This window comes from Mucilaginibacter auburnensis (assembly GCF_002797815.1).
Lineage (GTDB): Bacteria > Bacteroidota > Bacteroidia > Sphingobacteriales > Sphingobacteriaceae > Mucilaginibacter > Mucilaginibacter auburnensis.
Map to the genome: position 1 here is coordinate 514,210 of NZ_PGFJ01000002.1, position 26,950 is coordinate 541,159.

24 protein-coding genes and 1 pseudogene are annotated in these 26,950 nt (G+C 43.1%); 13 read left to right on the top strand and 12 right to left on the bottom strand.

Going from position 1 to position 26,950, the window contains the following annotated elements; genetic code table 11:
• Positions 1–9: 9 nt before the first annotated feature.
• The 6 genes and pseudogenes from CLV57_RS12870 (at position 10) to CLV57_RS12900 (ending at position 6,080) form a co-directional block, all read left to right on the top strand.
• On the top strand, positions 10–1,416 hold the full coding sequence (locus CLV57_RS12870) for an exosortase Y-associated Wzy-like protein (protein WP_100341799.1): 1,407 nt from the start codon (positions 10–12) through the stop codon (positions 1,414–1,416).
• The gene (locus tag CLV57_RS12875; RefSeq protein WP_100341800.1) at positions 1,413–2,552 is read left to right on the top strand and encodes an XrtY-associated glycosyltransferase XYAG1; all 1,140 of its coding nucleotides are present in this window, start codon (positions 1,413–1,415) and stop codon (positions 2,550–2,552) included. The genes CLV57_RS12870 and CLV57_RS12875 overlap by 4 nt, the downstream gene beginning before the upstream one ends.
• Positions 2,545–3,165, top strand: coding sequence for a class I SAM-dependent methyltransferase (locus CLV57_RS12880; RefSeq protein WP_100341801.1), 621 nt, complete (start codon positions 2,545–2,547; stop codon positions 3,163–3,165). Before CLV57_RS12875 ends, CLV57_RS12880 begins: the two co-directional genes overlap by 8 nt.
• Positions 3,162–4,563, top strand: a pseudogene (xrtY, locus tag CLV57_RS18790) (exosortase Y). The gene CLV57_RS12880 and the pseudogene xrtY overlap by 4 nt, the downstream one beginning before the upstream one ends.
• A complete protein-coding gene (locus CLV57_RS12895) occupies positions 4,550–5,101 on the top strand; it encodes a WcaF family extracellular polysaccharide biosynthesis acetyltransferase (protein WP_100341804.1) in 552 nt (183 codons plus the stop codon). Before xrtY ends, CLV57_RS12895 begins: the two are co-directional and overlap by 14 nt.
• 61 nt (positions 5,102–5,162) lie before the next feature.
• Complete coding sequence (locus tag CLV57_RS12900) at positions 5,163–6,080, top strand: cation diffusion facilitator family transporter (protein WP_100341805.1); 918 nt, start codon at positions 5,163–5,165, stop codon at positions 6,078–6,080.
• Between the two features lie 73 nt (positions 6,081–6,153).
• On the opposite strand, the gene CLV57_RS12905 is transcribed toward CLV57_RS12900, so the two are convergent.
• Together CLV57_RS12905 and CLV57_RS12910 are read right to left on the bottom strand one after the other, a co-directional pair.
• The gene (locus CLV57_RS12905) at positions 6,154–6,705 is read right to left on the bottom strand and encodes a DUF5606 family protein (RefSeq protein WP_100341806.1); all 552 of its coding nucleotides are present in this window, start codon (positions 6,703–6,705) and stop codon (positions 6,154–6,156) included.
• A 14-nt stretch (positions 6,706–6,719) separates the two neighbouring features.
• Entirely contained in the window at positions 6,720–7,181 is a 462-nt protein-coding gene (locus CLV57_RS12910) for a peptidylprolyl isomerase (RefSeq protein ID WP_100341807.1), read from the bottom strand.
• A gap of 244 nt (positions 7,182–7,425) precedes the next feature.
• On the opposite strand from CLV57_RS12910, the gene guaA reads away from it, so the two are divergent.
• Genes guaA through CLV57_RS12925 form a run of 3 tightly spaced genes read left to right on the top strand, consistent with a single transcriptional unit; the run spans position 7,426 to position 11,328 of the window.
• On the top strand, positions 7,426–8,955 hold the full coding sequence (gene guaA / locus CLV57_RS12915) for a glutamine-hydrolyzing GMP synthase (protein WP_100341808.1): 1,530 nt from the start codon (positions 7,426–7,428) through the stop codon (positions 8,953–8,955).
• A complete protein-coding gene (locus CLV57_RS12920; RefSeq protein WP_169927084.1) occupies positions 8,942–10,162 on the top strand; it encodes an ABC transporter substrate-binding protein in 1,221 nt (406 codons plus the stop codon). The genes guaA and CLV57_RS12920 overlap by 14 nt, the downstream gene beginning before the upstream one ends.
• Complete coding sequence (locus tag CLV57_RS12925; protein WP_100341810.1) at positions 10,159–11,328, top strand: RsmB/NOP family class I SAM-dependent RNA methyltransferase; 1,170 nt, start codon at positions 10,159–10,161, stop codon at positions 11,326–11,328. Before CLV57_RS12920 ends, CLV57_RS12925 begins: the two co-directional genes overlap by 4 nt.
• Positions 11,329–11,340: 12 nt before the next feature.
• On the opposite strand, the gene CLV57_RS12930 is transcribed toward CLV57_RS12925, so the two are convergent.
• Positions 11,341–11,721, bottom strand: coding sequence for a hypothetical protein (locus tag CLV57_RS12930; RefSeq protein ID WP_100341811.1), 381 nt, complete (start codon positions 11,719–11,721; stop codon positions 11,341–11,343).
• 46 nt (positions 11,722–11,767) lie between these two features.
• Here CLV57_RS12930 and CLV57_RS12935 point away from each other — a divergent pair, with 46 nt between their 5' ends.
• Complete coding sequence (locus CLV57_RS12935) at positions 11,768–14,167, top strand: ABC transporter permease (RefSeq protein WP_100341812.1); 2,400 nt, start codon at positions 11,768–11,770, stop codon at positions 14,165–14,167.
• Between the two features lie 108 nt (positions 14,168–14,275).
• Here CLV57_RS12935 and CLV57_RS12940 read toward each other — a convergent pair whose 3' ends face one another.
• The 3 genes from CLV57_RS12940 to CLV57_RS12950 all read right to left on the bottom strand — a co-directional run bounded on the left by CLV57_RS12940 (position 14,276) and on the right by CLV57_RS12950 (position 18,800).
• Positions 14,276–14,854: a MarC family protein gene (locus CLV57_RS12940; RefSeq protein WP_100341813.1), complete on the bottom strand. Its 579-nt coding sequence runs from the start codon at positions 14,852–14,854 to the stop codon at positions 14,276–14,278.
• Positions 14,855–14,915: 61 nt separating this feature from the next.
• Complete coding sequence (locus tag CLV57_RS12945) at positions 14,916–16,394, bottom strand: amino acid permease (protein ID WP_100341814.1); 1,479 nt, start codon at positions 16,392–16,394, stop codon at positions 14,916–14,918.
• Positions 16,395–16,580: 186 nt separating this feature from the next.
• The gene (locus tag CLV57_RS12950; protein WP_100341815.1) at positions 16,581–18,800 is read right to left on the bottom strand and encodes a sodium-translocating pyrophosphatase; all 2,220 of its coding nucleotides are present in this window, start codon (positions 18,798–18,800) and stop codon (positions 16,581–16,583) included.
• Positions 18,801–18,947: 147 nt separating this feature from the next.
• On the opposite strand from CLV57_RS12950, the gene CLV57_RS12955 reads away from it, so the two are divergent.
• From CLV57_RS12955 to CLV57_RS12965, 3 genes are all read left to right on the top strand, one after another.
• Positions 18,948–20,396, top strand: coding sequence for an APC family permease (locus CLV57_RS12955; RefSeq protein ID WP_100342842.1), 1,449 nt, complete (start codon positions 18,948–18,950; stop codon positions 20,394–20,396).
• Positions 20,368–21,786, top strand: a complete 1,419-nt coding sequence (gene dacB / locus CLV57_RS12960) for a D-alanyl-D-alanine carboxypeptidase/D-alanyl-D-alanine endopeptidase (protein WP_100341816.1) — start codon at positions 20,368–20,370, stop codon at positions 21,784–21,786. The genes CLV57_RS12955 and dacB overlap by 29 nt, the downstream gene beginning before the upstream one ends.
• 324 nt (positions 21,787–22,110) lie before the next feature.
• Positions 22,111–23,247, top strand: a complete 1,137-nt coding sequence (locus tag CLV57_RS12965; protein ID WP_100341817.1) for an acyltransferase family protein — start codon at positions 22,111–22,113, stop codon at positions 23,245–23,247.
• A 249-nt stretch (positions 23,248–23,496) separates the two neighbouring features.
• Here CLV57_RS12965 and CLV57_RS12970 read toward each other — a convergent pair whose 3' ends face one another.
• From CLV57_RS12970 to CLV57_RS12995, 6 genes are all read right to left on the bottom strand, one after another.
• Positions 23,497–24,057 (bottom strand): Maf family nucleotide pyrophosphatase, encoded by a 561-nt coding sequence (locus CLV57_RS12970; RefSeq protein ID WP_100341818.1) that lies wholly within the window; start codon positions 24,055–24,057, stop codon positions 23,497–23,499.
• Positions 24,058–24,153: 96 nt separating this feature from the next.
• A complete protein-coding gene (locus CLV57_RS12975; RefSeq protein WP_100341819.1) occupies positions 24,154–24,675 on the bottom strand; it encodes a KdsC family phosphatase in 522 nt (173 codons plus the stop codon).
• Between the two features lie 95 nt (positions 24,676–24,770).
• Positions 24,771–25,013: a Fe-S cluster assembly protein IscX gene (gene iscX / locus CLV57_RS12980; protein ID WP_100341820.1), complete on the bottom strand. Its 243-nt coding sequence runs from the start codon at positions 25,011–25,013 to the stop codon at positions 24,771–24,773.
• A 22-nt stretch (positions 25,014–25,035) separates the two neighbouring features.
• Complete coding sequence (locus tag CLV57_RS12985; protein WP_100341821.1) at positions 25,036–25,368, bottom strand: 2Fe-2S iron-sulfur cluster-binding protein; 333 nt, start codon at positions 25,366–25,368, stop codon at positions 25,036–25,038.
• 19 nt (positions 25,369–25,387) lie between these two features.
• Complete coding sequence (locus CLV57_RS12990) at positions 25,388–26,170, bottom strand: Rossmann-like and DUF2520 domain-containing protein (protein ID WP_100341822.1); 783 nt, start codon at positions 26,168–26,170, stop codon at positions 25,388–25,390.
• Complete coding sequence (locus CLV57_RS12995) at positions 26,170–26,928, bottom strand: MBL fold metallo-hydrolase (protein WP_100341823.1); 759 nt, start codon at positions 26,926–26,928, stop codon at positions 26,170–26,172. Before CLV57_RS12995 ends, CLV57_RS12990 begins: the two co-directional genes overlap by 1 nt.
• Positions 26,929–26,950: the final 22 nt, after the last annotated feature.

Below are 26,950 nucleotides of genomic sequence, written 5' to 3' on the forward strand. Positions count from 1 at the left end.
AACTAAATAATGAGGGGTAACCGGCCGGTTGAACTTTATGCAATACTGTATCTTCCGTGGCTGCTTTCCATATTACTGGATTTTTCGCCTGTTCTCTCCTACTTAACCGCGTGGTTGGGTTCCTTTTTTATATTTTATGTTACACTCAGCGGAAACCTGAGGCAGTTACCGCAAGACCGCGAAATTGCAGATCAGTTAATGCGACCCATATTTTTGGTTCACATCATATTTGCAGGCTACATGTGCAGTACATCCATATTTTATTTTATGGAAGTTTTAGGCTACACTAACTTTAATGCGCCCGGCGCATTCTATCTGGTTGACGAACAAAAATTACAATTAACGGCACAATGCCAGCGCTATTACTGCTTAGGGCATGCCGCTTTCGTAACCGGCATTTTGGCATTTATGAAATATCCTATAAAGCAAAAGTATTATGTAGGAAAAGAAAAGATAGCCAACCTGCTTTTTGTTGTTGCCATTGTAACCTTGCCTTTATCAACCGTGTTTTTAATGATAAAAGGTCTGGCCCAGTTTTATTATCAGTTTAGCTCACTTAGTTTTATAGCTGGTACTTTGGCGCTTGCCTTTGCTATTCCGATGCGTAAAACCATGAACACTTTTGTATGCGTTTTGCTGTATGGATTCAACTTTTCACAGGCCCTTATCTCGGGTTTTAAGGAACCTATCATTATAAGCGTACTGGTTTTAGGCATATTCCTATATCCTAATTACAAAAGAGTGGTAGTCATAACTGTAGTTCCCACGCTGTTGGCTTTATTTTTATTGCTTCCTACCTATAACAGGGTATTCAGGGCCAACTCATGGGCCGGCGAAACTACTGATGATCAGGCAGCTCAACTGGCTTTACAGGCAGCATTAAATTCTGACGATAAAGAAGGCGACAGCAACTGGGGGTTTTACGCCTACCGCTTTAGCGAGATAGACATGTTCACCAACTTTGTGCAGTCAACACCCGAGAAAGTACCGTTTTACGGAACAAAGTTATTGGAACAATCGGCAATAGTATTAGTTCCGCGCGTGTTTTGGCCTTCAAAGCCGGTTACAGAGCAAATGGTAATGGAGCGTGTTTATGATGCCAATGTAATTAACCGGGGTTCTAACGTTTCGGCCAAACCTGCTTATATAGTTGATGCCTACCTGTGTTACGGTGGCTGGGGAGTTTTTCTCTTTTTATTTTTGTATGGTGTAGTTTGTCAGGTTATATCGCACCAGGCAGAGCAGCTGTTTGGGGGCTATGTGCTGGGTACCGCCCTGGTATTTTCCGGAATGTTCCAGATTTTGTGGCGCGGCCTGAGTTTTGAGTTTTTGATCAATTCCGTATTCTGGTCGTATGTAAGTATGCTTGTTTTATTCAGGATATTCCGGGCACTCAATATTTTAAAACCAGTTTGAAGATCCTACAGATAAATGCATCTTATAAGCCAGCTTACATTTACGGCGGGCCAACCATGTCTGTATCTGCCTTATCTGAACAGTTGGTTAAAGCAGGGCACACTGTTTCAGTTTTCACTACTACGGCAAATGGGAAACATGAACTTGATATAGAACCTGACGCTACAGTATTGGTAAATGGCGTTGAAGTTACCTATTTTGAACGCCGTACTAAAGATCATTCCCATTTTTCGCCTAAGCTTTTATCAGCGCTTGCTAAACGTGTAAATACATTTGATGTAGTACATATTCATGCATGGTGGAATTTGGTATCGGTTCTGTCTTGTGTTGTTGCGCTGTCAAAAGGTGCAAAAGTTGTTGTATCACCTCGCGGAACCTTAAGCAGCTATTCATTTCAACACAAAAGCAGTTTTGTAAAAAAAGCTTTTCATGCGCTTATAGGCAAAAAGCTGCTTAATAAATGCGCCGTTCACTTAACAGCGAATAGCGAGCAGGAAGAGCTTTACAGGCTCATTCATCCTAAACAGTTTTATAACATAGCCAACTTTATAGACCTGCCTGAGGCACAGTATGCAAGCGATACCTCAATACACAGCCCTGTAAAATTGCTTTTCCTTTCCCGTATTGACGAAAAGAAAGGCCTTGATCTATTGTTCGACGCTCTTGCTTTGTTAACTATTGACTGGAACCTAAGTATTGCCGGCGATGGCAACCCCAAATATATCGAACACTTACAAAGCCTCGCACAGGCAAGGCAAATACATCAGCATATTACATGGCTTGGCTTCAGGCAAAACGATAAGTTTGATATTTATCAGGAACATGATCTGTTTGTGCTGCCATCGCACAATGAAAACTTTGGCAATGTTGTTATTGAAAGCCTTAGCATGGGAACGCCGGTAATCATTAGTAAACATGTTGGCTTAGCCGCTTTTGTGGCAGAACAAGATGCCGGATGGGTATTTGATCTTGACCATTTAGCTTTAAAAGATGCAATTGAAACAGCTGTAAATCAGAAAGAAAAAATGGAGCGCATCAGAAAACACGGCAGAAAACTAATTGACCAACATTTTAGCAAGCAGGTTTTGATAAATAGCTACATCAAAATGTATAAACAAGTTACAGGGCATGACTGAGTACAAAGATTACGGATTTGCAAGCGATGCGCCGGCACATACATTTAATTATTTAACAGCGCCCATAATGGCGCTGTTGGGTAATGACAAGCAGCAAACTATTTTAGATGTTGGCTGCGGAAATGGCTACCTGGCCGGCTACCTTATTAGCCGGGGTTTTAATGCCTACGGAACGGATGCTTCTGAAGAAGGAATTGCTATAGCTAAGCGAACACACCCTACACGTTTTTACTTGCAGGATATTTCATCGGGTAAATTGCCACCGGATTTAAGCACAATTAAGTTCGACACCATTGTTTCAACCGAAGTGATTGAGCACTTGTATGATCCGGAAGGGTTTATTCATTTTTGTAAACAGATACTTGAACCATCCGGGCAGATCATTATCTCTACTCCCTACCATGGCTATTTGAAAAACCTGGTATTGAGTATTTTCAACAAATGGGACAGCCACATGGACCCGTTGTGGCATGGCGGACACATTAAAATGTGGTCGCGGAAAAAATTATCGGAGGTATTGAAAAAGGCTGGTTTTAGCGTAGTTGCATTTAAAGGATGCGGAAGGTTTCCTTATTTTTGGAAATCAATGGTTATCAAAGCTGTTTTAAATTGAGTCCACATTTCTCATTTATTATATTAACTTTTAATGAAGAAATGCACCTGCCCAGGCTGCTGGGATCAATAACAGACCTTAACGCGGCTGTGTTTGTATTGGACTCCGGCAGTACAGACCAAACGCTCCATATAGCGCAACAATATGGTGCACAAACCGCACAGAATACTTTTGTAAATCATCCGCAGCAATGGCACCATGCGCTCACTACATTGCCTGTTCAAACACCATGGGTAATTTGCCTTGATGCAGATCAGGTGGTTAGTGATGAGTTAAAACAAAAGTTAGCTATGTTCCGCGATGCTGACTACCAGAACATTAACGGTATCTACTTCAACCGTAAATATATATTTAAAGGGCAATGGATAAAGCATGGCGGCTATTATCCTTTCTACCTCCTTAAAATGTTCAGGTATAATGTTGGTTACTCAGATCTGAACGAAAATATGGATCACAGGATGATAGTACCGGGTAATACCGTAGTTTGGAACGACGGCGTTATTGTGGAGGAAAATTTTAAAGAGAATAACATCAGCTTCTGGCTAAACAAGCACAACCGTTACAGCGACCTGGTTGCGCAGGAAGAAGTGGAACGTATGCAGTTGATACGCCAGCAAACTATAAAACCCAACCTGTTTGGCTCTCCTGATGAGCGTACAGCATGGCGTAAACAGTTGTGGTGGAAAACACCGCGGTATGTGCGTCCGTTGTTGTATCTAACACACAGAATGATTTTTCAGTTAGGTGTGTTGGACGGCAGAACAGGAATCATCTTCCATTTTTTGCATAGCTTTTGGTTCAGGTTGGTGGTTGATATAAAAATTGACGAATTACTTAAACAGCGCGATAATGTTAAAAAGTAAAGCTGTACAGTTTGCCATTACCTTTGTTACGTTGTTTTTGGCCTTTTATTATTTCAACATAGGTTTCTTCAGCCTTACCAGTCCCGCATCAAAAAACTACAACAGCTTCCTTGCAGAAAATTTAAACTATATCAGTTTAATAAGGCATTTATTATTGGCGTGTACCTCTTTTTTGTTAAAATGCATGGGGTTTGCTACAGTAACTAATGAACACGAATTGTTGATAGCCGGTCGCGGCAGCATCCGTTTGGTTTACTCGTGTCTTGGCCTTGGTGTAATGAGCTTCTTTGCTGCTTTTGTAGTGGCGTATCCCAAAAGATGGAAAGAAAAGCTAACTTTCTTATTTTCAGGATTATTGGCAATTGAATTACTCAACGTTATACGGATAACTGTTGTAGCTTTATTTTGGAGCAAACAGGCGCAGCGCATTATTGACCATCATTTAATATTTAACAGTATTATATACCTCGCTATTTTGATAGCGCTTTATTTTTGGGTTACCGCCGGCGATAAACAACCACATGCAAAAAACTGATCTTTCTGCTTACAATAATTCGCCCTACCATCCCGGTGGCTCAACTTTAAAGCGGGTGCTTTGGTATTACGTGAACGTTCTGATCTTTAAAAGTAGCTGGTTCCCGTTTTACGGTTTAAAAAATGCACTTCTGCGTTTATTTGGCTCCAAAGTAGGGACAGGCGTAACCATAAAACCGTGTGTGAATATTAAATATCCCTGGCTGTTATCAATAGGTAACCATGTTTGGATAGGCGAAAATGTTTGGGTAGATAACCTGGTAATGATCACCATTGGCAACAACGTATGTATCTCTCAGGGGGCACTGCTGCTAACCGGCAGTCACAGTTACAAAAAAACCACCTTTAACCTGATAACAGGTGCCATCACCTTAGAAGACGGCTCATGGATAGGCGCACAGGCAATTGTAAACCAAGGCATTAACGTTGGCTCTCACGCTGTATTAACCAGCGGCTCTGTTGCAACAAAAAATTTGGCTTCGTATGGTATTTATCAGGGTAACCCTGCTGTAAAAGTAAGGCAAAGAGTAATTGAATAATGGGACTGCTAAAACAAACTCATTCAAAACAGCTTTAACTAAATTATACTAATATCTGCCTATGTCAGCCGGCCACGACCATTCTCATCACCACCACGATCACGCCCCAAAGCTTGACCACGTAAACAAAGCATTCATTTGGGGTATAGTGCTCAACATAACCTTTGTTATTATTGAAGCGGTTGCGGGTTTTGTCACCGGATCGCTCTCTCTTTTAACAGATGCGGGCCATAACTTAACAGACGTTACCAGCCTGGCGTTAGCACTGCTTGCTTTTAAAATGGCAAAAGTTGGTTCAAGCAAGTTGTATACCTATGGGTATAAAAGGGCAACTATCGTAGTATCGTTTTTTAACGCGGTGATATTGGTGGGTACAGTACTGGTTATTTTTTATGAGGCCTTTATTCGCTTTATTCACCCCCACCCGGTATCTGGCAGTACTGTGGCGTGGGTGGCCTTTGCAGGTATTTTGGTGAATGGCTTTACCGCATGGCTATTTATAAAAGACAAAGATAAGGATCTAAACATTAAAGGCGCTTACATGCACATGGCGGTTGACGCTTTGGTGTCGTTAGGTGTTGTAGTATCGGGCCTTGTAATACTATTCACTAAATTATGGTGGATAGATAGTTTAGTAAGCGTAATTATAGGGATTGTTATTTTACAAAGTACCTGGAGCTTATTTAAAGATAGCCTGAGATTAGAAATGGACGGCGTACCGCGGGAAATAGAGTTGGAGAAAATTAAAGCAGAGCTGGTAAAAAATCCATCGGTAGTAAGCGTGCATCATGTACATATCTGGGCCATAAGCACTACCGAGAATGCGCTTACCGCTCATATAGTTCTATCTACAGATAGCCTCAATGTCTTCAATGAAATAAAGACTGATCTTAAACACCGTCTTCAGCACATGAACGTTTCGCATTGCACATTCGAGCCGGAATTTGCAGATACCAAGTGTTTGGAAAAAGACTGTTAAACGCTTACAATATTCTCAAAAACAAAGAAAGCCTCCCGATGATCGAGAGGCTTTTTTTGTTAATCAAACTTAACTAGGCTTTTTTAACAGCCGCCTTTTTAGCTTTAGGCGCTTTCTCAGCTTCTTCAGCAGGCGTTTCGGCTTCTTCAGCTTTTGGTGCTTTTGCTTTTTTAGGAGTTTCAGTAACTATCTCTTGCGCAACCGGTGCTTCTTCAGTAACAGGCGCTTTGGCAGCAGTTTTTACTTCCTCGTTAAATAAAGGCAGGTCTTTTAAAATATTGAACCAGGTAATAATTTTTTTGATATCAGATGAATACACTTTCTCTTCATCATGCTCAGGAGCAACTTCTCTGAAAAAATTTCTCAACGCCTTACCATCAGCTTTTGCATCCGGAACGCTTGCAGCACTTTTCATACGCTCAAGTATGTCGGTTAATTTAATGTCTTCGTCTTCGCCAAAAACAGTAATCTCATCTAAAGCAGCCATTTTAGCTGTTGATAGATTTGCTACCATTTTAGTTTTTTGCGCATCAAGACTTTCTAAAATAAAACCGGTTTTATTTTGAACCAATGCTTTCCATAATCCCGGCTTGCCCGATACCGCTACTATTGCCTGTAAATTCATATTCGCAGAAATAATTAATCTTCTATAACTTCAATGCTTGTTATTCTGTCGCCTTGTCTGATGTCATCAACCACATCAACATTCTCTACCACTTTACCAAAGCAGGTATGGTTACGGTCTAAATGCGCTGTGTTGTTGCGGCTGTGGCAAATAAAGAACTGTGAACCACCAGTATTACGGCCCGCATGTGCCATTGAAAGCACACCACGGTCGTGGTGTTGCAACTCGCCTGTTAATTCACAATCAATGTGGTAACCCGGGCCGCCGCTACCTGCTTTGTACGCAGTCGCAGCATCTTTGGAGAAAGGGCAACCACCTTGTACCATAAAGTTAGGGATAACACGGTGGAAAGTTAATCCGTTGTAAAATCCTTCTTTGGCCAGTTTTTTAAAGTTAGCCACTGTATTTGGAGCGTCGGTGTCGTAAAACTCAACCGTCATGTCGCCTTTTTCAGTTTTTATAATCGCTTTGCTCATCGTCTTAACGTTATCTTTTTTAATGGGTAGCAAAGGTAGCAAAAATCGGCACTTGTAAAAAGGGAGGCATTGTCATAAAACAACTATATAATAATTGTCATGCTGAACTTTTTCAACACCCATCAAATTGCGAGCGTCTACCTATCCCATGAGGTGCCGAAATAAATTCGGCATGACGTAGCAATAATTAAATTGAAATCAAAAATTGGAAATCCGATATCCCTAAAAAATCCTATCTTTGCCCATGCAAGAAAAAATCCTCATTCTTGACTTCGGCTCTCAGTTTACACAGCTTATAGCACGCCGCGTCAGAGAACTCAATATTTACTGCGAGATTCATCCTTTCAACAAAATTCCCGAAATTGACGACAGCTTTAAAGGCATTATCCTTTCGGGCAGCCCCTACTCGGTGCGCCAGGAAGATGCTTTGCACTTTGACTTTGCCCGTTACCATGGCCAGTTGCCAATTTTAGCGGTATGTTATGGTGCACAGTATGTTGCGCACTTTAATGGTGGTGAGGTATTGCCATCAAGCACACGCGAGTATGGCCGTGCACACTTGCATTATATAGAAAAAGCTAATCCTTTATTTAAACAGATCTATCCGGGTTCACAGGTATGGATGTCGCACGGCGATACCATAGCCAGCATTGCTGATAATTTTGAGGTGATTGCCAGTACCGATAGCGTACGCGTGGCGGCTTACCAGATCAGCGGAACACATACTTATGGTATACAGTTTCACCCGGAAGTTACCCACAGCATTGACGGACGCCAGTTGTTAGAAAACTTTTTGGTTGACATTTGCGGCTGTTCGCAGGATTGGACTTCTGATTCGTTCATTGAAACTACTATTGCCGAGTTACGTGAGAAACTGGGCAATGATAAAGTAGTATTAGGTCTTTCAGGCGGTGTGGATTCATCTGTAGCTGCTGTTCTGTTACACCAGGCTATTGGCAAAAACCTCCACTGTATTTTTGTTGATAACGGTTTGTTGCGTAAAGATGAGTATCAATCTGTATTGGATTCGTACCAGCACATGGGCCTTAACATAAAAGGTATTGATGCCAAACAACGCTTTTATGATGCATTGGCCGGCATTAGCGACCCTGAAAAGAAACGCAAAGCCATTGGCCGTGTATTTATTGAGGTATTTGATGATGCCGCACATGAGGTACAGGATGTTAAATGGTTAGGCCAGGGCACTATTTATCCTGACGTAATTGAATCGCTATCGGTGAAAGGTCCGTCAGCTACCATTAAATCGCACCATAACGTAGGTGGCTTACCTGATTTTATGAAGCTTAAAGTGGTTGAACCACTTAACACATTATTTAAAGATGAAGTACGCCGCGTAGGTAAAGCATTAAATATTGATGATAATATTTTGGGGCGCCACCCTTTCCCGGGTCCGGGTTTGGCTATCAGGATATTAGGCGAGGTTACGCCTGAGAAAGTTGCCATTTTACAGGAAGCAGATGCAATTTATATAAACAATTTGCGTGCTGCGGGCCTTTATGATAAGGTATGGCAGGCGGGTACCATTTATTTGCCTGTACAGTCTGTTGGTGTAATGGGTGATGAGCGTACTTACGAAAATGTAGTGTGCTTACGTGCTGTTGAATCATTAGATGGTATGACCGCCGACTGGTGCCATTTGCCGTATGATGTTTTGGCCAAGATCTCAAACGAGATCATTAACAACGTAAAAGGAATTAACCGGGTTGTATATGATATCAGTTCAAAACCACCTGCTACAATTGAGTGGGAATAAATGGTTATGGTTGTTTTTATTAACAGTGGGGCTGGGTGCTTGTTCGCCTAAGGTACAGCCACCCGCGCCGGTTGTAAAAACAGAAACTGAAAAGAAACCCGAGATTATAAAAGACACAACTAAGCCGGTGGCACAGCCACCGGCCAAAACAAGTGTTGTATCGCTAATACTTCCCTTCGCTTTAAATAATTTAAACACGGGCTATAGTTCCGCCGGCCTTGCGCAGGCTAATATCGCTATTGATTTTTATCAGGGTTTTAAGCTGGGACTTGATTCGCTTACTTCTTACGGCTATAATTATGAGCTGCATGTTTTTGATTCGCAGGGACAAACCAGCCAATCGCATGCCTTGGCTTATAACTCACAGATCAGGGTGAGCGATCTGATAGTTGGTCCTATCTTTCCTGAAGATATGAAAGCCTTTGCGAGTGTTTTGCCAAGTCAGCGTAACCCTATTGTGTCGCCGCTGTCTGCTGCAGAGCCATCAACAATAAAAAATCAAAACCTTATTACCGTTACGCCTCCGCTGCAATACCATGCAGTTGCATCAGCCAAATATGCTACGGGTAAAATTGGCGCAAAACGAATATTTATCCTTAACTCGGGATACAGCGCTGATAAAGAATATACCAATTACTTTAAAAGAGCTGTAGATAGTTTAACCAGAAAAGGCGTACAGTTTACAGAGCTGACGGTATCAAAAGGTAATTTGACTGCAATACTACCAAAGCTTTCTGCAACCGGGCAAAACGTATTTTTTATCCCGGCAACTAATCAGCAGTTTTTGTTGGTTACTTTAAAAGCTTTGGATGATTTGAGCCTGAAATACCCTGTAACAGTTTTTGGTCACCCTAATTGGGAGAAGTTCACGTTTTTAAAGGCAGACCAGTTGCAACGTTTAAAAACGCACATCACAAATTCCGACAGGATAAATTACAAAGCTGTGGCAACTGTTACGTTCATGAAAGCTTACCGCAAAAAATATCAGGCAGAACCGTCAGAATATGCCATAAAAGGCTTTGACCAGGCCATGTACTTTGGTAAGCTGCTTGCCGGGAATACTACCGTGCGCATGGAAATTGAAAAAACGGGCTATACCGGCATCCACAATAAATTTAAGTTTAAATGGCTGCCCGGCTTAGGTTGGGTAAATACCAGTGTTGATGTGCTTACCTATGCTAATTACGAACTAAAACGGGTGGAATGAAAGCGATAAACCAGCTCAAAACATTTCAGCGAATTTTGGATGAGTATCCGGCCGAAACGCCTTTAGGTAAGTTTCTACCTGGCTTTTACCGCCAAAATAAACAAATGGGCTCCAACGACCGTAAGGTTGCCGGCCGACTGGTTTATAATTATTTCCGCCTGGGCAGGGCATTAAGTGCCTTACCTGCAGATGAGCGCGTGGTAGTTGCAGAGTTTTTATGCAATACACAGGTCAACTCCTTTTTACAACACTTCAAACCAGATTGGGCAGCTTGCGTGGGTTTCGAAATTAAGGAGAAGATCAGCATTGTTAAAAAGACTTATCCTGCTTTTGACATCAACGATGTATTTCCCTGGATAAATGAGGTTTCGGAAGAAATTGATAAAGAAGCTTTGCTTCTCTCCTTTTTCGTGCAGCCAGATCTGTTTATCAGAACCAACCCCAACTTCGATCATTTAGTTCGTGCTGATCTGAACAAAGCAGCCATCGTTTTTAAAGACGAAGGAAACGGTTGTCTGGCTTTACCCAACGGCACTAAGCTGGAAACGGTAATTACTAACCCCAACTGGTATGTAGTACAAGACAGGTCCTCGCAACAAACCGCCCAATATTTTAAGCCCCAAAAATGGGAAGCCTGGTGGGATGCCTGCGCGGCATCTGGCGGGAAATCATTACTGCTGCACGGTTTAGAGCCTACGATAAAACTGGTTGTATCAGATATCCGCGAATCTATTTTAGCCAATCTGGATGAACGTTTTCGCTCCGCCGGATTGTTGAAATACCAAAAGAAGCAACTGGACCTTACCGGCAACGTTGACCAGGAATTATACAATTATGCCTTTGATGGCATAATACTGGACGCCCCATGCAGTGGCTCGGGCACCTGGGGTCGAACTCCCGAAATGATAGCGCAGTTTGATACCCACAAAATTGAGTTCTTTCAGCGGCTGCAAAAAACCATAGCTGCTAACGTTATCAAATATCTGAAGCCTGGTCAGCCGCTTATTTACATTACTTGCTCGGCTTTTAAAGCGGAGAATGAGGATGTGGTTAAATATCTTGTTGAAGAAAAAGGCTTAGAACTGGAAGAAATGCAGGTTTTAAAGGGTTATGAGCACAAGGCGGACACCATGTTTGTGGCGAGGTTACACATCCCGGCCTCCTAAAAGCAAGTATTATCAAAGCATATCTTTCTTTGTGCTAACTGCTGCAATAATTCCGGTGACAATCAAACCTATCGGCAGTGTAACCTGACCTGGAATTAGGTATGAAGATATAACCGCTGCCAGTACCCCCAAACCAATCTTCATCCATGCAGAAATATAAAAAGGCTTTGCTGCATTATGTTTATCTATTACGTGTTGTATACCTAAATTTAACAGTACTTGTTTTATCAACTCCTCCGGAATTCCCATCTTCTCTAACCTGGCGGCAATTACCTCATCCTCGTATCCGGCATTTTTTAACCTTGACCCTTCTAAATAGGCTTTGTTCTTTAATCCTTCGTCCATAATCTGATCACAAGATACCCAAAGGTTAAATAATGTTAATGTTTTCATCTGCTGATTTCAAGGGTTTATTTTAGCTGATAAATCAACACGCCTTATGCTACAAAATTACATTACTGTTGCCTGGAGAAATATGTGGAAACATAAATTTTTCACACTCATTAATATTTTTGGCTTATCTATAGGTATATGTTTTACGCTTGTTATTGCTGTGTATGTGTGGCAGGAGTCGAGCGTTAACAGTCAGCTGAGAAACGCCGACAACCAGTACATTATTCAAAGCAAGTGGAAGAAACCCGGCTTGGGATATGAAATGACAACATTGGCAGGTTTGCCACAGGCCTTAAAGCAAAACTACCCTAACCTGGTGGCCAACGCTTACCATTGGGATGGTATCAACTCCATTGTTTCAAAGGGCGACAAACACTTCCAGGAAATTTTACAGGTTGGCGACAGCTCCTTTATCAATATGTACGGCTTTAAGCTGTTAGACGGTGACGGTGCAACCGCGCTGAAAGATCCTTTTTCGGTAGTGATAACAGAAGAAAAAGCCATTAAATACTTCGGCAAAACCAATTGCGTTGGGCAAACCCTTACCATAGAAAGCTTTAAAGGCGAAAAGCACGACTTTACCGTAACTGGCGTTTTAGCCAAATACCGTAAAAACTCGGTAACCAATCTTATTGAGCGAAGCAACAGCACATTCTTTCTTCCGGCTGAGGCAGTTAAGTTCTTGGGGCGTGATCTGGATAGTTGGAGCAATGTTGTGGTTGTAGGCTTGCTGGAATTAAAAGAAGGCATTAAGCCTGCCGACCTTGTTGGGCCAATGAAAACACTGATAAAGGTTAATGCCACACCTCAAATTGCGGCTAACCTTGACCCGTACCTGATTAACCTTCAATCCTATTACCAGGACAATCCGGTTGTTAAAAAAACAATATTCACACTAAGCTGCATAGCCTTATTTATACTGCTGATGGCGGTTGTTAATTTTGTGAATATCTGCATCAGCAGCTCATCTAAACGCATGAAGGAAATGGGGGTGCGCAAAGTTTTAGGTGGCTTAAGGCAGCAGCTCATTATTCAGTTTTTAACAGAATCTGTACTAATGGTTGCTATAGCAACCTTGTTATCTCCCGGAATATATGCGCTGTCCAAACCTTTCTTTGCTGATCTGCTATCTACAGAGATGACCGGCATATTATCTCTTCCTTACTATTTCTACCTCGGGTTGATCGCTTTCGCGCTGGTTATAGGGATTTTGGCGGGCTTATATCCTGCACTGATGCTATCCTCACTAAAGTCTGTTGATTCCCTTAAAGGCAAGCGCGACCGTGTAAAAGATAATGTGCTCTTCAGAAAGGTATTGATAGGCTTTCAATTCTCTACAGCGGCGGTGGCTTTAATTGCTGCCATAGTTATTTCCGCGCAGATAGACCTGTTCTTTGGCAAAAATCTGGGTTTTGATAAAGACTATTTGATATACGCTGCCTTGCCGAGGGACTGGTCAAAAACCGGCGTACAGAAAATGGAACGTGTTCGGTCCGAGCTATCTCAGTTGCCACAGGTTAAGTCGGCAACCTTATCGTGGGAAATTCCGGATGGCGGTGCTGTGGGCTACTTGCAAACCTACAAATTTGGGGCCGACGAACGTCAGTCTTTCGCTACCACACTAATGATAGCTGATAACCAGTATGCCAACACTTACAATATTCCATTAAAGGCGGGAGAGTTTTTTAAAAAGGATTACATACAATCTGATTCGGCTTTGGTTGTGATCAACGAGGCACAATCAAAAGCGCTGGGTTTTAAATCGCCCAAAGAAGCTATTGGTCGTCAGTTCAATGCACAATACAACCCTACATTTACCATATGCGGTGTAGTAGCCAATTTCCAGTTTGGCCCCATGACAGGACCTGTAACGCCTTTAATGTTTATGAATGTAAATCAAAACAACCTGTACCGGTACTTCTCCATCAAACTGAGGCCCGGTAACACCCAGGCCGATCTGGCGGCACTACAGGCAAAGTGGACCGAACTAATGCCCGGCGCGCCGTTTGAATATAATTTTATGGATGATGCGCTGGCTAAAATTTATAGAACAGAAATACAGTTAAAAAAAGCATCGTATCTGGCAACCGGTCTGGCAATAGTAATTGTGTTGTTGGGATTATTAGGTCTGATATCATTAAGCATTCAAAAACGTACGCGAGAGATAGGCATACGGAAGGTACTCGGTTCGTCAATCAACGGTATAGTAATGCTTTTCCTGAAAGATTTTGTAGTAGTTATAGCTATTGCCGGGTTAGTTGCCTGTCCGCTGGCATATTGGATGATGAATAGCTGGTTGAACGATTATGCTTATAAAACACCATTGAATGTTATGCCGTTCGGAGCATCGTTATTTTCGTTATTGGTTGTAGCCTCTGTATTAATAACGGCGCAGACCATAAAGGCAGCCTTAGCTAATCCGGTACAGAGCCTGAGAACGGAGTAAGATAGATGTTAGAGGTAAGAGGCGAGAGTCAAGAAATAAGAATTAAGACCTTATATTGCGTTTGTCTTGGCTCTCGACTCTTAATTCTTGTATCTATTTTTACCGCTCCTACAGCCCTGTATTATTCCTGAACAACTTTATAGCAATGGCCAGCAAAATAACCCCAAAAGCTTTGCGTAATATCTCAATACCACCCCTGCCCAATAGCTTTTCAATCCACTTAACGTTTTTGAGCACCATGTACACAAACAGGGTATTGATAACAATAGCGACTATGATGTTTTGCGTTGCATATTGAGATTTAAGCGATAGCAGCGTTGTCATAGTGCCGGCACCGGCTATGAGCGGAAAAGCAAGCGGAACAATAGATACAGTTGATGGCAGGCTTTCATCGGCTTTAAAAAGGTGTATGCCTAATATCTCCATAGCTATGATGAATATTACCAACGAGCCGGCAATAGCAAACGATGCCACATCTAAGCCAATGATGGAAAGGATATTTTCGCCTATCAGTAAGAAAGCTATCATGAGCCCCAGTACGGCAATACTTGCCTTTTCAGACTCCACATGCCCTGCCCTTCTGCGCATTTCAATAATTACCGGTACCGAACCAATAATATCAATAATGGCAAACAGGATCATGGTTACAGAAACTATCTCCCTGAAATTAAAAGTGAATGAGTGCATAGCAAAACGTTATTAAGACAAGAAAGGCTCCCGGTTTAGCAGGAGCCTTTATACTTTATGATTAAGCCATTGGCGGCTCCGGATCTTTCGGTACTGCTACCTTTCCGTTTCTTATCAACGAATGGTGTTTGCTGTACGCAAAGTAGATGATGAATCCTAAAGCCATCCAAACTGCTAAGCGTATCCAGGTATCAGCAGGTAGTGAAACCATCATAGATAAACAAATTATAATACCAGCAATTGGTACAAAAGGCACCCATGGTGCCCTGAACGGACGTGGTGTATTCGGATCACTTTTACGCATTACCATAACACCTATACATACTAACACAAACGCAAACAAAGTACCTATAGAAACCATTTCACCTACTACAGAAACCGGTACAAACGCAGCAAATAAACTCACAAACACCGCAAAGAACAGATTAGCTTTATAGGGCGTTTTGAATTTTTTATGTACATCTGAAAATACTTTAGGTAACAGCCCGTCTTTTGACATGGTATAGAATATACGCGACTGGCCCATTAACATCACCAAAATTACTGAGGTATAACCAGCTAAAATTGCTACAATGATACCCTCTTGCAACCATGCGTAAGGTGTTTTAGCAATAGCGATGGCTACAGGTGCTGCACTGTCTTTAAACTCGGTATAGTTAGCTAAACCGGTCATAACGTGCGAGAAAAGTACATATAAAACAGTACAAACCAGTAAGGAACCGATGATACCTATTGGCATACCGCGCTTAGGATCTTTCGCTTCCTGTGCTGCTGTTGATACAGCGTCAAAACCAATAAAAGCGAAGAATACTACCGCTGCACCACGGAAAATACCTGAAATACCAAAGTGACCGAATTCGCCGGTATTTTCAGGAATATATGGCGTATGATTTTCAGGTTTAATGAATTGCCATCCTACAGCGATAAATATTAGCACCACCGCTACTTTCAATACAACCAACAGGTTGTTAACAAAAGCTGATTCTTTTGAGCCTCTTATTAAAAGTAATGATAAACAGACGATGATAAAAACAGCCGGCAAATTGCAGTAGCCGCTTACCACGGTACCGTCGGCCAATGTAGCACTCTCCCATGGCGACATGGTGAACTGTGGGGGGATATGTAAATTAAAGTAATGGAGTAGCTTGACCAGGTACTGCGACCAGCTTATGGAAACCGTTGCCGCGCCCAAAGCATATTCCAAAACAAGGTCCCAACCAATTATCCAGGCTACAAACTCACCCATAGTAGCGTAAGAGTAAGTGTAAGCAGAGCCGGCAATAGGGATCATACTTGCAAATTCGGCATAGCACAGACCTGCAAATGCGCAGCCAATAGCACCAATTACAAATGCTATAGTAACAGCCGGACCGGCATTGTTAGCTGCCGCAAGGCCTGTTAATGAGAATAAACCGGCACCAATTATAGCCCCGATCCCCATGGTCACCAAATTAAAACTACTTAGCGTTCGTTTCAATGTGCCTTCGCCCGTTTCGGAAGCTTCCTGTAGTAAAATGTTTAGAGGCTTTTTAAATCGCATAAATTTAAATTAATGTATTCTATTAGATCAGTTAATGTTCAAACATAGCTATTTTTTGTGAAATAATCAGCTAACCCGCATACGAAGTGTTTAAAGGTGAAAAAGATCGATGTTTAAACTTAAAACACCTAAACTTTAAAACCAAAAAGAGGAATTCGTTATCAGAATTCCTCTTTTTTTCAGGTCTTATATCTTATTATCGACCTTGATCACATGTTCGGTTTGAACTGTGGTGTTGTGAAGCTTACTTTTCGCTGCAATTTCACCTGTCGGGCTACTCAAATGCGGCGCTATAACTAATGAAACGATAGACATCAGCTTGATCAAAATATTCATTGACGGACCTGAGGTGTCTTTAAACGGATCCCCTACGGTATCACCGGTTACAGATGCTTTGTGCGGCTCAGATTTTTTGTAGTAGATCTCGCCGTTTATTTCGCAGCCTTTTTCAAATGATTTTTTGGCGTTATCCCATGCGCCGCCTGCGTTGCTCTGGAAGATACCCATTAACACGCCCGATACGGTAACGCCAGCCAATAAACCGCCCAAAACTTCGGGGCCGAAAGCAAAGCCAATAATAATGGGTGTTATCAAAGCAATTAAGCCGGGAGCAACCATCTCGCGAATGGAAGCCTGTGTTGATATGGCAACGCATTTTTCATACTCAGGCTTGGCTTTGTATTCCATAATACCCGGTATCTCTCTAAACTGGCGGCGAACTTCTTCCACCATGGCCATGGCCGCACGACCTACTGCCGAGATACAAAGCGCCGAGAAGATGAACGGGATCATACCCCCTACAAATAAACCCGCTAATACATCGGCTTTATAAATATCAATGTGGCTAATGCCTGCAACACCCACAAAAGCTGCGAACAAAGCCAGCGAAGTTAATGCTGCAGAGGCGATAGCAAAACCTTTACCTGTTGCAGCAGTGGTGTTACCCACAGCATCGAGGTTATCTGTACGGTGACGAACCTCCGGCGGTAACTGGCTCATTTCGGCAATACCACCGGCGTTATCGGCAATAGGACCGAAAGCGTCAATAGCCAACTGCATAGCAGTAGTAGCCATCATCCCCGCTGCTGCGATGGCCACGCCATATAAACCGGCAAAGTAATATGAACCATAAATACCCGCAGCCAATACAATGATAGGCAATACGGTTGATTCCATACCGATAGCTAAACCACCGATGATATTAGTAGCGTGGCCGGTTGATGATTGTTTAATAATGCTTAGCACAGGGCGTTTACCCATTGCGGTATAATACTCGGTGATGATAGACATTAACGTACCTACAACCAATCCTACCACAATAGCACCGAAAACCCCGTTCTTGGTAAATTCAACTAAAGCGCCTTCTTTCTCGCGGTTAAGGTGCATGGCTTCTTCAGGTAGCATCCACTGTACAACAAAGTAGGTTGCAATGGCTGTTAACACGATGGATGCCCAGTTGCCAATATTTAAAGCGTTCTGAACGCTATCATTTTCGCTTTTAATGCGAACAAATGCAGCGCCTACAATTGAGAATATCAAACCCAAACCTGCAATCACCATTGGCAAAAGCACAGGGGCAATACCGCCCATATTATCATTTGATACAATTTCTCTGCCCAATACCATGGTAGCCAGCATGGTTGCCACGTACGAACCGAACAGGTCGGCGCCCATACCGGCAACGTCGCCTACGTTGTCGCCAACGTTATCAGCAATAGTGGCCGGATTGCGCACGTCGTCTTCAGGAATACCCGCTTCAACTTTACCTACCAGGTCGGCGCCTACGTCGGCCGCCTTAGTGTAAATACCGCCACCCACACGGGCAAACAAAGCGATTGATTCGGCGCCTAAAGAGAAACCTGCCAAAACCTCAAGGGCCTTTTCCATTTCGTGACCGTTAACGTTGCCGCCAACACTTTTTACGTACATGGTGTAAAATACAATGAATAGTGAGCCAAGGCCAATAATAGCTAAACCGGCCACACCTAAACCCATCACGGTGCCACCTGTAAATGATACTTTTAAGGCTTGTGCCAAACTTGTTTTAGCTGCCTGTGTGGTGCGCACGTTTGCTTTGGTGGCTATACGCATACCCAGGTATCCGGCGAAAGCCGAAAGGAAGGCACCTATCAAAAACGATACGGCAATGATCGGACTTGAATTTTCTACCGTGGTACCGCTCCATGCCAGTAAAATACCTGCAACTACCACAAAGTAGCCTAAAATTTTCCACTCGGCGCGCAAAAAAGCCATTGCCCCATCTGCAATGTAACCGGAAAGCTGGGCCATGTCGCCACTGCCTGCATCCTGCTTGCTAACCCAGGCCGATTTGGTGGCCATAAATAGTATTCCCACTAAACCAAATACGGGAATAAGGTAAATTAAGTAAGTGTTTAAAAACTCCATAAATAAAAAATCAGTTAGTTTGGTTCTCAGCTTATTAGGAGCTGAAGTTTATAATTGGTGTTGCAAAATAGAGAAAATTAATTTCTTTACAATAGTATGTCAATTTAAAGTTTTTTGATAGCTTAGGAACTTAAACAACCCTGTTAAATGGCTAAAACAACTGATCAACCTAAACTAAAACACTCCCTTGGCCTGCTTGATGGCACCATGCTGGTAGCCGGCTCCATGATCGGCTCGGGTATATTTATAGTTGCTGCAGATATCATTCGCTATGTTGGTTCGGCTGGTTGGCTCATAGCTGTTTGGCTCATTACCGGTTTCATGACCCTTACCGCTGCCGTTAGTTATGGCGAACTCAGCGCCATGTACCCCAAAGCCGGCGGACAATACACTTACCTTAAAGAGGCTTATAATAAGTTTGTTGCTTTTTTATACGGATGGAGTTTGTTTTCGGTTATACAAACCGGAACAATTGCCGCGGTTGGTGTAGCCTTTTCAAAATTTGCGGCTTATTTGATACCTGCCGTTAGCGAGGACCATATTTTATTTACCACCATGATAGGCTCATGGCAGTTTAAACTCAATGCCGCGCAGTGTGTATCTATTGTACTTATCATCTTCCTCACGTATATCAACACCCGCGGCGTTAAAAGCGGCAAACTCATTCAAAATACGTTTACGGTAACTAAACTGGCCAGCCTATTCGGTTTGATAATTTTTGGTTTTATAATGTTGAAAGGCGATGTATGGACCGCTAACTGGACCAATGCCTGGGATATACATCAGTTAAACAAAGACGGCTCAACCCTGCCCTATACTACTGCCGCCGCTTTAGGCGCTATTGCAGCAGCCATGGTGGGTTCTATTTTTAGCAGCGACGCCTGGAACAACGTAACCTTCATTGCCGGCGAGATGCGTAACCCGCAACGCAATGTTGGCTTAAGTTTGTTTTTCGGCACGCTGATAGTTACCGTTATTTATGTGAGCATAAACCTGGTGTATACCGGCGTGCTACCTTTAATAGACATAGCCAATGCGGAGAAAGACCGTGTTGCGGTTGAGGCATCAAAAGTAATATTTGGCAACGTGGGTACGCTTATTATCGCGCTGATGATCATGGTATCCACCTTTGGCTGTAATAACGGCTTGATCATGTCGGGTGCGCGGGTGTATTATACCATGGCTAAGGATGGTTTATTTTTTAAACGTACCGGCACTTTGAATGAGTTTGCAGTACCCAGCTTCGGCCTGTGGATACAATGTTTAATTGCCTGTATATTATGCCTGAGCGGTAAATATGGCGATCTGTTAGATATGATATCATTGGTAGCCGTGATTTTCTACATGCTTACCATCATAGGCATATTTATACTTCGCGCCAAGCAACCCAATGCAGAGCGCCCTTATAAAGCATTTGGATATCCCGTGTTACCGGCGCTTTATATTATATTGGGACTGGCGTTTTGTGTGTTATTGCTAATGTACAAACCGGAATATTCAAGAGGGGGATTAATAATAGTTTTAATTGGTGTGCCAATATACTTTTTGGCCAACCGTTACTTTACTCATGGAGAAGAAGAGGTTAGCAGCACTTAGTTTATTTTTATTGTTTGGATGCGCGGCATTGGGTCAGTCATCGCTGCAACAGGAAATATCATCGGCTTTTAATAAGCTACAGGCCGATGCGCAGGTAAAATATGGTACGGTATCATTAACCGTACTGGATGCCCAAACCGGCGAGCAGATCTTTGCCGGCAATGCTAATGCAGGTATGGCACCCGGTTCAACCATGAAAACGGTTACCACCATAACCGCCTATAACTTGTTGGGCAGCAGCTTTACCTATCAAACGCCTTTTGGCTATGCCGGAACTATTACAAATGGCACTTTGGATGGCGACATCATCATAAAAGGCAGCGGCGACCCTACGCTTGGCAGCTGGCGTTACGATAACACTAAAACCACCAACATATTAAATCAGTTGGTGGCCACCATCAAAAAGGCTGGCATTACCCGCATAAACGGCAGAATTATTGGCGATGACTCGCTTTATGATACGCAGGCCATTCCGGATGGTTGGATCTGGCAGGACATGGGCACCTATTACGGTGCAGGCGTTAACGCTCTTTGCTGGCACGAAAACCAGTTTGATATAAATTTACGCACAGGTGCTGTAGGTGCTCCGGTAAGCATTACAGGCTCCACCCCTGCAATGCCTTATCTTAATTTTAAAAGCGAATTAACTACAGGCGCCGCAGGCACTGGCGACCAGGCCTATCCTTATTTACCTGCGGGACTTAGCAACGTGATGTACCTGCGTGGCACCTACGCTACTGATAAAGCAGAAAAATCTGTAGCAACAGCTATTCCCGACCCGGCTTTTGATCTGGCTTACCGAATAGCCGATACACTGAAACGCGCAGGCATTACAGTTAACGGCGCTCCCGAATCAAGCTTAACCTTAACGGCTAAAAACCAGCCGGTTCGTCGCATTAGCAATACACTGCTCAATATCACCTCTCCAACTTTGGGGCAGATAGTTTACTGGACCAACCGCAAAAGCGTTAACCTGTATGCTGAAGAGTTATTAAAAGCGATTGCCTTTAAAGCCGGAAAAACAGCCTCCACCAACAATGGCGTAGAGGTACTAAAAAACTACTGGAAAACCCGCGGCTTTGACCCTAACGCTATGGACGTTGCCGACGGCAGCGGTCTTTCGCCCGCCAACCGCATTACCTCTGCCACCATAGCCGGTATTATGCAAAGCACCCGTAAAGAAACCTGGTACAAAGAGTTTTACGAGAGCCTGCCTATTTATAATGATATGCACATGAAAAGCGGCAGTATTTACCACGTGCTGGCCTATACCGGTTTCGTTACCAATAATGGGCGTGAACTGTGTTTTTCTATTATGGTTAATAATTATAACGGCAGTACCAGCGGGATCAAAACAAAGATGTTTAGGGTGCTGGATGTGTTGAAGTGATGTTAGTTGATTGGTGATTAGTTGACTGGTGATTACTCAAACATGGCCAATATAATGCCGCCCATTCAGGCATCTTGCTTGAATGCAAACAGGTTTAAGCGTCCCGCTTAAACAATATAAGCGAAACGCTTGCATGATTTTATGTTTCAGTGATGAGTAATGCCGCTTATATATTCGCTTGTTACGTTGGCTGCACTAAAGCTGCTTATCTTCATGTAAGCTGAAAGCTTACATTATTTTAGACGGGGGAGGTAGACAGGCGCTGGCATTTTTGAATTTGTGACTAACTCTTCAAAAGCGTAATTTCAAAGCACACTTTTTATTATGCCCGGAACTGCTAAAACCCTTAAATTGATCTATATTGAACGCCTGCGGGTAGTGCTAACGGTGTTGGTTATCCTTCACCATGCATTTATTACCTACGGCGCACCAGGTAGCTGGTATTTTGCGCAAAAGACTGAAATGGAAGCTGCAAAGATGCTGTTAACCTTATTTGTAGCAGTGAACCAGTCCTTTTTTATGGGATTCTTCTTTTTCCTCTCAGCGCTTTTCATACCCTCATCATATGATAAAAAGGGACCGGCCAAGTTTATGGCAGACCGGCTGGTGCGGTTGGGTATACCTTTGCTGTTTTACTCTTTTATCCTATCCCCTTTTCTCAGTTACATGCCATACCGTTTTGCGGAAGGCCATCAGGTAAGTTACATAGACTACCTGAAGGGATTTGATGGATGGATCAATTTTGGCGTATTGTGGTTTGTATTGGCATTATTGCTTTTTACAACCGTATATGTAATTATTCGTAAATGGATAAGTCCGGGTACACTTGCAAAAGTCCGCTCCATGCCGTCAGCGGGTTTAATTTTAGGTACTGCAACTGCGGTGGGCTTCATCAGCTACCTGGTACGGATCAACTTTCCGGTAGGTTGGGTATTGCAGCCTTTAGGGTTTCAGCTTGGTCACTTTCCGCAATATATTGCCATGTTCATTTTGGGGCTTGTGGCTTCGCGGCAACGCTGGTTAGAAACAGATGCTTACCGTACCGGTAAGGTAATGGCCCGGGTAGCGGTTGGTCTAGTGGTTTTAGGTTTTCCTGCATTCGTTATTGCGCGCAATATACTGGGCTATCCTGTATCAGATTATAATGTGGGCGGGCACTGGCCATCGCTTTGGTACGCAGTGTGGGAACAATTATTGGGTTTCAGTATCTGTGCCGCGCTGATCTGTATAGGCAAGGTGCGTTGGAACAATCCATCTTCCTGGGTTAGCCAACTCTCACGTACCACATTTGCCGTATATATTTTTCATCCGTTGGTACTCATCGCTTTATCTGTGGCAGTTAGCGGCTGGCCGGTGGAGCCTTTGATCAAACTGGCCATTGTAGCGCCGTTGTCGGTAATGATGAGTTTCGCTTTAGGAGCAGTGCTGGTTCGTATTCCGGGTATTAATAAAGTGGTTTGATGCCGTGCTAAGACACCTGAAATAGTTTTTGGACTGGCATTAAAAATTGACTTAGTGTACTCAAACCTGTCCCATCCGGTGGACCAAAAATGAGCTGAATACTCATTTTTTCGACTTAAAGGTGTCCCATCAGATTAATAAGACGAGAAATAATATTAACAAAAAGATAGTTAAACAGATCCAATCACTTCAAAAAACACCAATTCACACATCAACACGGGACAACTTAGTGTAATAAAAAATGATGACTTATAACTTCACCAGGGCCTGGTAAAGTTTCTCGGTAGGCAACCCTACCACATTGGTGTAAGAGCCGTTAATTTTAATAATGCCGGTTACTCCTACCCACTCCTGTATGCCATATGAGCCCGCTTTATCAAATGGTTTGTATTTGCTCACATAGTGGCGTATTTCCTCGTCACTCATATGGCGGAAGGTAACATCAGACACATCAAAAAATGTATGGTACTCCTGGTTGTAGAACAAACAGACGCCGGTTATAACCTGATGCGTATTGCCAGATAGCAGGTTGAGCATTTCAACGGCATGCTCTTCGTTTTCGGGCTTGCCTAAAATCTTGTCGCCTATGCTAACAATGGTATCAGCAGTAAGCACCACCTCATCAGTAACCATCTCATCAAAAGCCTCAGCTTTCTTTTTGGCAATGTAAACAGCAATCTGCTCGGGGGTAAGGTCTTCCGGATAAGACTCATCCACATCTTTCAGCACAATGCGAAAGTCAAGGTCCATGAGCTTTAATAACTCCTGCCTGCGGGGAGATTTGGATGCGAGGATGATTTTCTTGTTCATGGTTGCATTGTTTTAGTCGATAGACCATAGACCATGGTCGATAGTAAATTTCAAATTAAAGCCATGGACTATAGACCATCGTCCATGGACCAAAAATCACCAGCTAAATGATTCTTTGCTCATCCACTTGCCTTGTACCTTCAGCACTTTCTCTATCACATCCCGCACGCAGCCACGGCCACCAACCATTGGAGATACATATAAGCTGGCTTCTTTAATTTCTTCAGCAGCATCAGCCGGACAGGTAGGCAGACCTACCAGTTTCATAACATCAAGATCAGGAATATCATCGCCCATGTACAACACCTTTGAGCCAATTACATGCTTTTCTTCCATGTACAGCTTCAACTTGTCAACCTTAACCTGTGCGCCAACGTAAACGTCGGTTATACCCAGGCTATTTAAACGCATAATGGCAATTTTTGAGCGGCTGCCGGATATGGCGCAAACATTATATCCACACTTAACAGCAAGTTGTAAAGCGTATCCGTCTTTAATATTAAAGGCACGGGCCTGTTCGCCGGTATCTGTAAGCAATACAGAGCCATCAGTCAGTACACCGTCCACATCAAAAACAAATGTGGTAATATCCTTAAGTTTAGATAAAAATGATTCCATTTTTTAGTTTGCAGTAGGCAGTTATTAGTTGACAGTTAAAAATTATAGTTAAGAAAGGTGCGTGCTAACTGCCAACTGCACACTGCCAACCCAAATTACTGGTTATCGCGCCACTCGTAAACCCAGGCAGACTGGATCTGCTCCAGGTGCCCCTCACTGCTCTCTTCGCGGGTACCTGCAAAATTAGGTATGGACAATACCCACTCTAACAGATCGGTAAAGCGTATGCGGTAAATTTTTGATTCGGTAAAGTCATCGCCAAACTTTTCGTAAAGTCCCATGGCAATATCTTCGTAATCATTCCAATGAATAGGTAATGCAAATTTATCGTCTTTCATTTTTTATGCTTGTACAAACTAATTAGTGACCTAAAAACTGCGACTGGTCGGGCAGTGTAACTTCTATATCGCCATCAATAACAACGCTTTGGCAGCCCAGGCGTGAGTTGATGCGCGGGTTAACAGCGCGGTCAATAAAGTCTTCTTCCTTATCAGATATTTCCTGGATGTTATCCATGCCTTTGTTGATGTATACGTGGCAGGTACTGCAACCGCATACACCACCACAATTGTGCTGTAGCTCAATGCCATTGTCCATACAAACGTCAAGCACCGACTCGCCTTCGGCTATGGGCAACTCAACCGACTCATGGTCGGCCTCCTCAAAGTTTATCTTTATTTTAAAAATATTCATTTGGGCAAAAGTAACAAAATTACTTATGGGCAGGCGGGCTAAAATCCATTTTGATAATACCCTGACTTAGCAACCGGTAAATCTCCTGCAAATGAGGCTGTTCAGTTAATAGCTGTAAGTGGTTATTCATGGTTCCAACATCATTACGCACAGCCGGGCCGGTTTGTACCTGCGCAGGTAAACGTTCCTGCACTTTTTCGGCGGTTTCTAAAATGAGCGGACGTAACAGGTTAAAATCAAGCTGGTTGTTATTGAGTAATTGCCGGGCCACCTCATACAGGTAATTAGGAAAATTACAGGCAAACACCGCTGCTAAATGCAATATTTTACGCTGAGCGCTATCAACCCTGTAAACATTATTACTGATGCTTTGCGCCAGCTCTTCTATTTGTTTGGTGATGGCTTCATCAGCTCCCTCAATACAAAGCGGCACCTGCCTGAAGTTGACTTCTTTTACCTTACTAAAGGTTTGCAACGGATACAGCACTCCTGCCCTGTCAGTAAAAGCCAGCAAGGCGTACATATCTGTAGCGCCGGATGTATGCACAATTAGCTTATCATAAACAGCCAATTGCTCAGCTACTCGTCCAATGGCATCATCCTTAACAGCAATAATAAACAGGTCGGTTTCAGGGCTGATATTTTGCAGATCATTAATGGCATCGGCCTTTACATGGTAGGCCAGCAAAGCCGCGTTTTGCATATCCCGGCTATATACCTGCACAATGTTGTGCCCGGCATTTTTTAAAGCCGCCGCCATGTGGGTTGCCACGTTACCCGAACCTATGATACTTATACGCATTACTTAGCTGCCGGATACCACTCCTTCAACCTTACATCAATGTTTTTGTCGCCGGCGTTAACCATGCTTTTAAAAGCGTTAACATCCTGGCCACGGTAATGATACGGATAAACCACTTTAGGTTTAAAAGCCAGTACAGCCTGCGATGCCGCGTTAACATCCATGGTATAAGGCAGGTTCATGCAGATAAAAGCAATGTCAATGTTGTTCAACGCTTTCATTTCGGGGGTATCGGCAGTATCGCCTGATATGTATACGTTTTTACCTCCGATTGTTAAAATATAGCCATTGCCCCTACCCTTGGTGTGCATATTGGCACTGCTTGTGCCGGGCAGGTTATACATAGGTACCGCGGTAATTACAATATCGCCCTGTGTTGATTTTTGGTCGTTATTCAACACTATTATTTTTGATTTATCAATAGTTGCCGGCAATTTCTCAGCCACCGCCTGCGGAACAATTAAAGTAGTTTTAGCCGTGTTGATAGCCTCAATAGTTTTGGTATCAAAGTGGTCGCCATGGATATCAGTGATCAATATCATATCAGGCGCAGCCAAACCTTTAAAGGCATCGGCACCGCCGGTTGGGTCAACATAAATATTTTTGCCCTGGTAGCTTAGCACCAGCGTGGCATGGGTAATGGGCTGTATGGTAAGCTCGCCGCCTTTAACTTTCTCGTGATCGGCAGCAGGCATTTGTGCCTTTACGGTTAACAGGCTTGCGGCTAATAAAAAGGTAAATGCAATTTTTAGTTTCATGCTGATGTGCGTTTAATTTTAC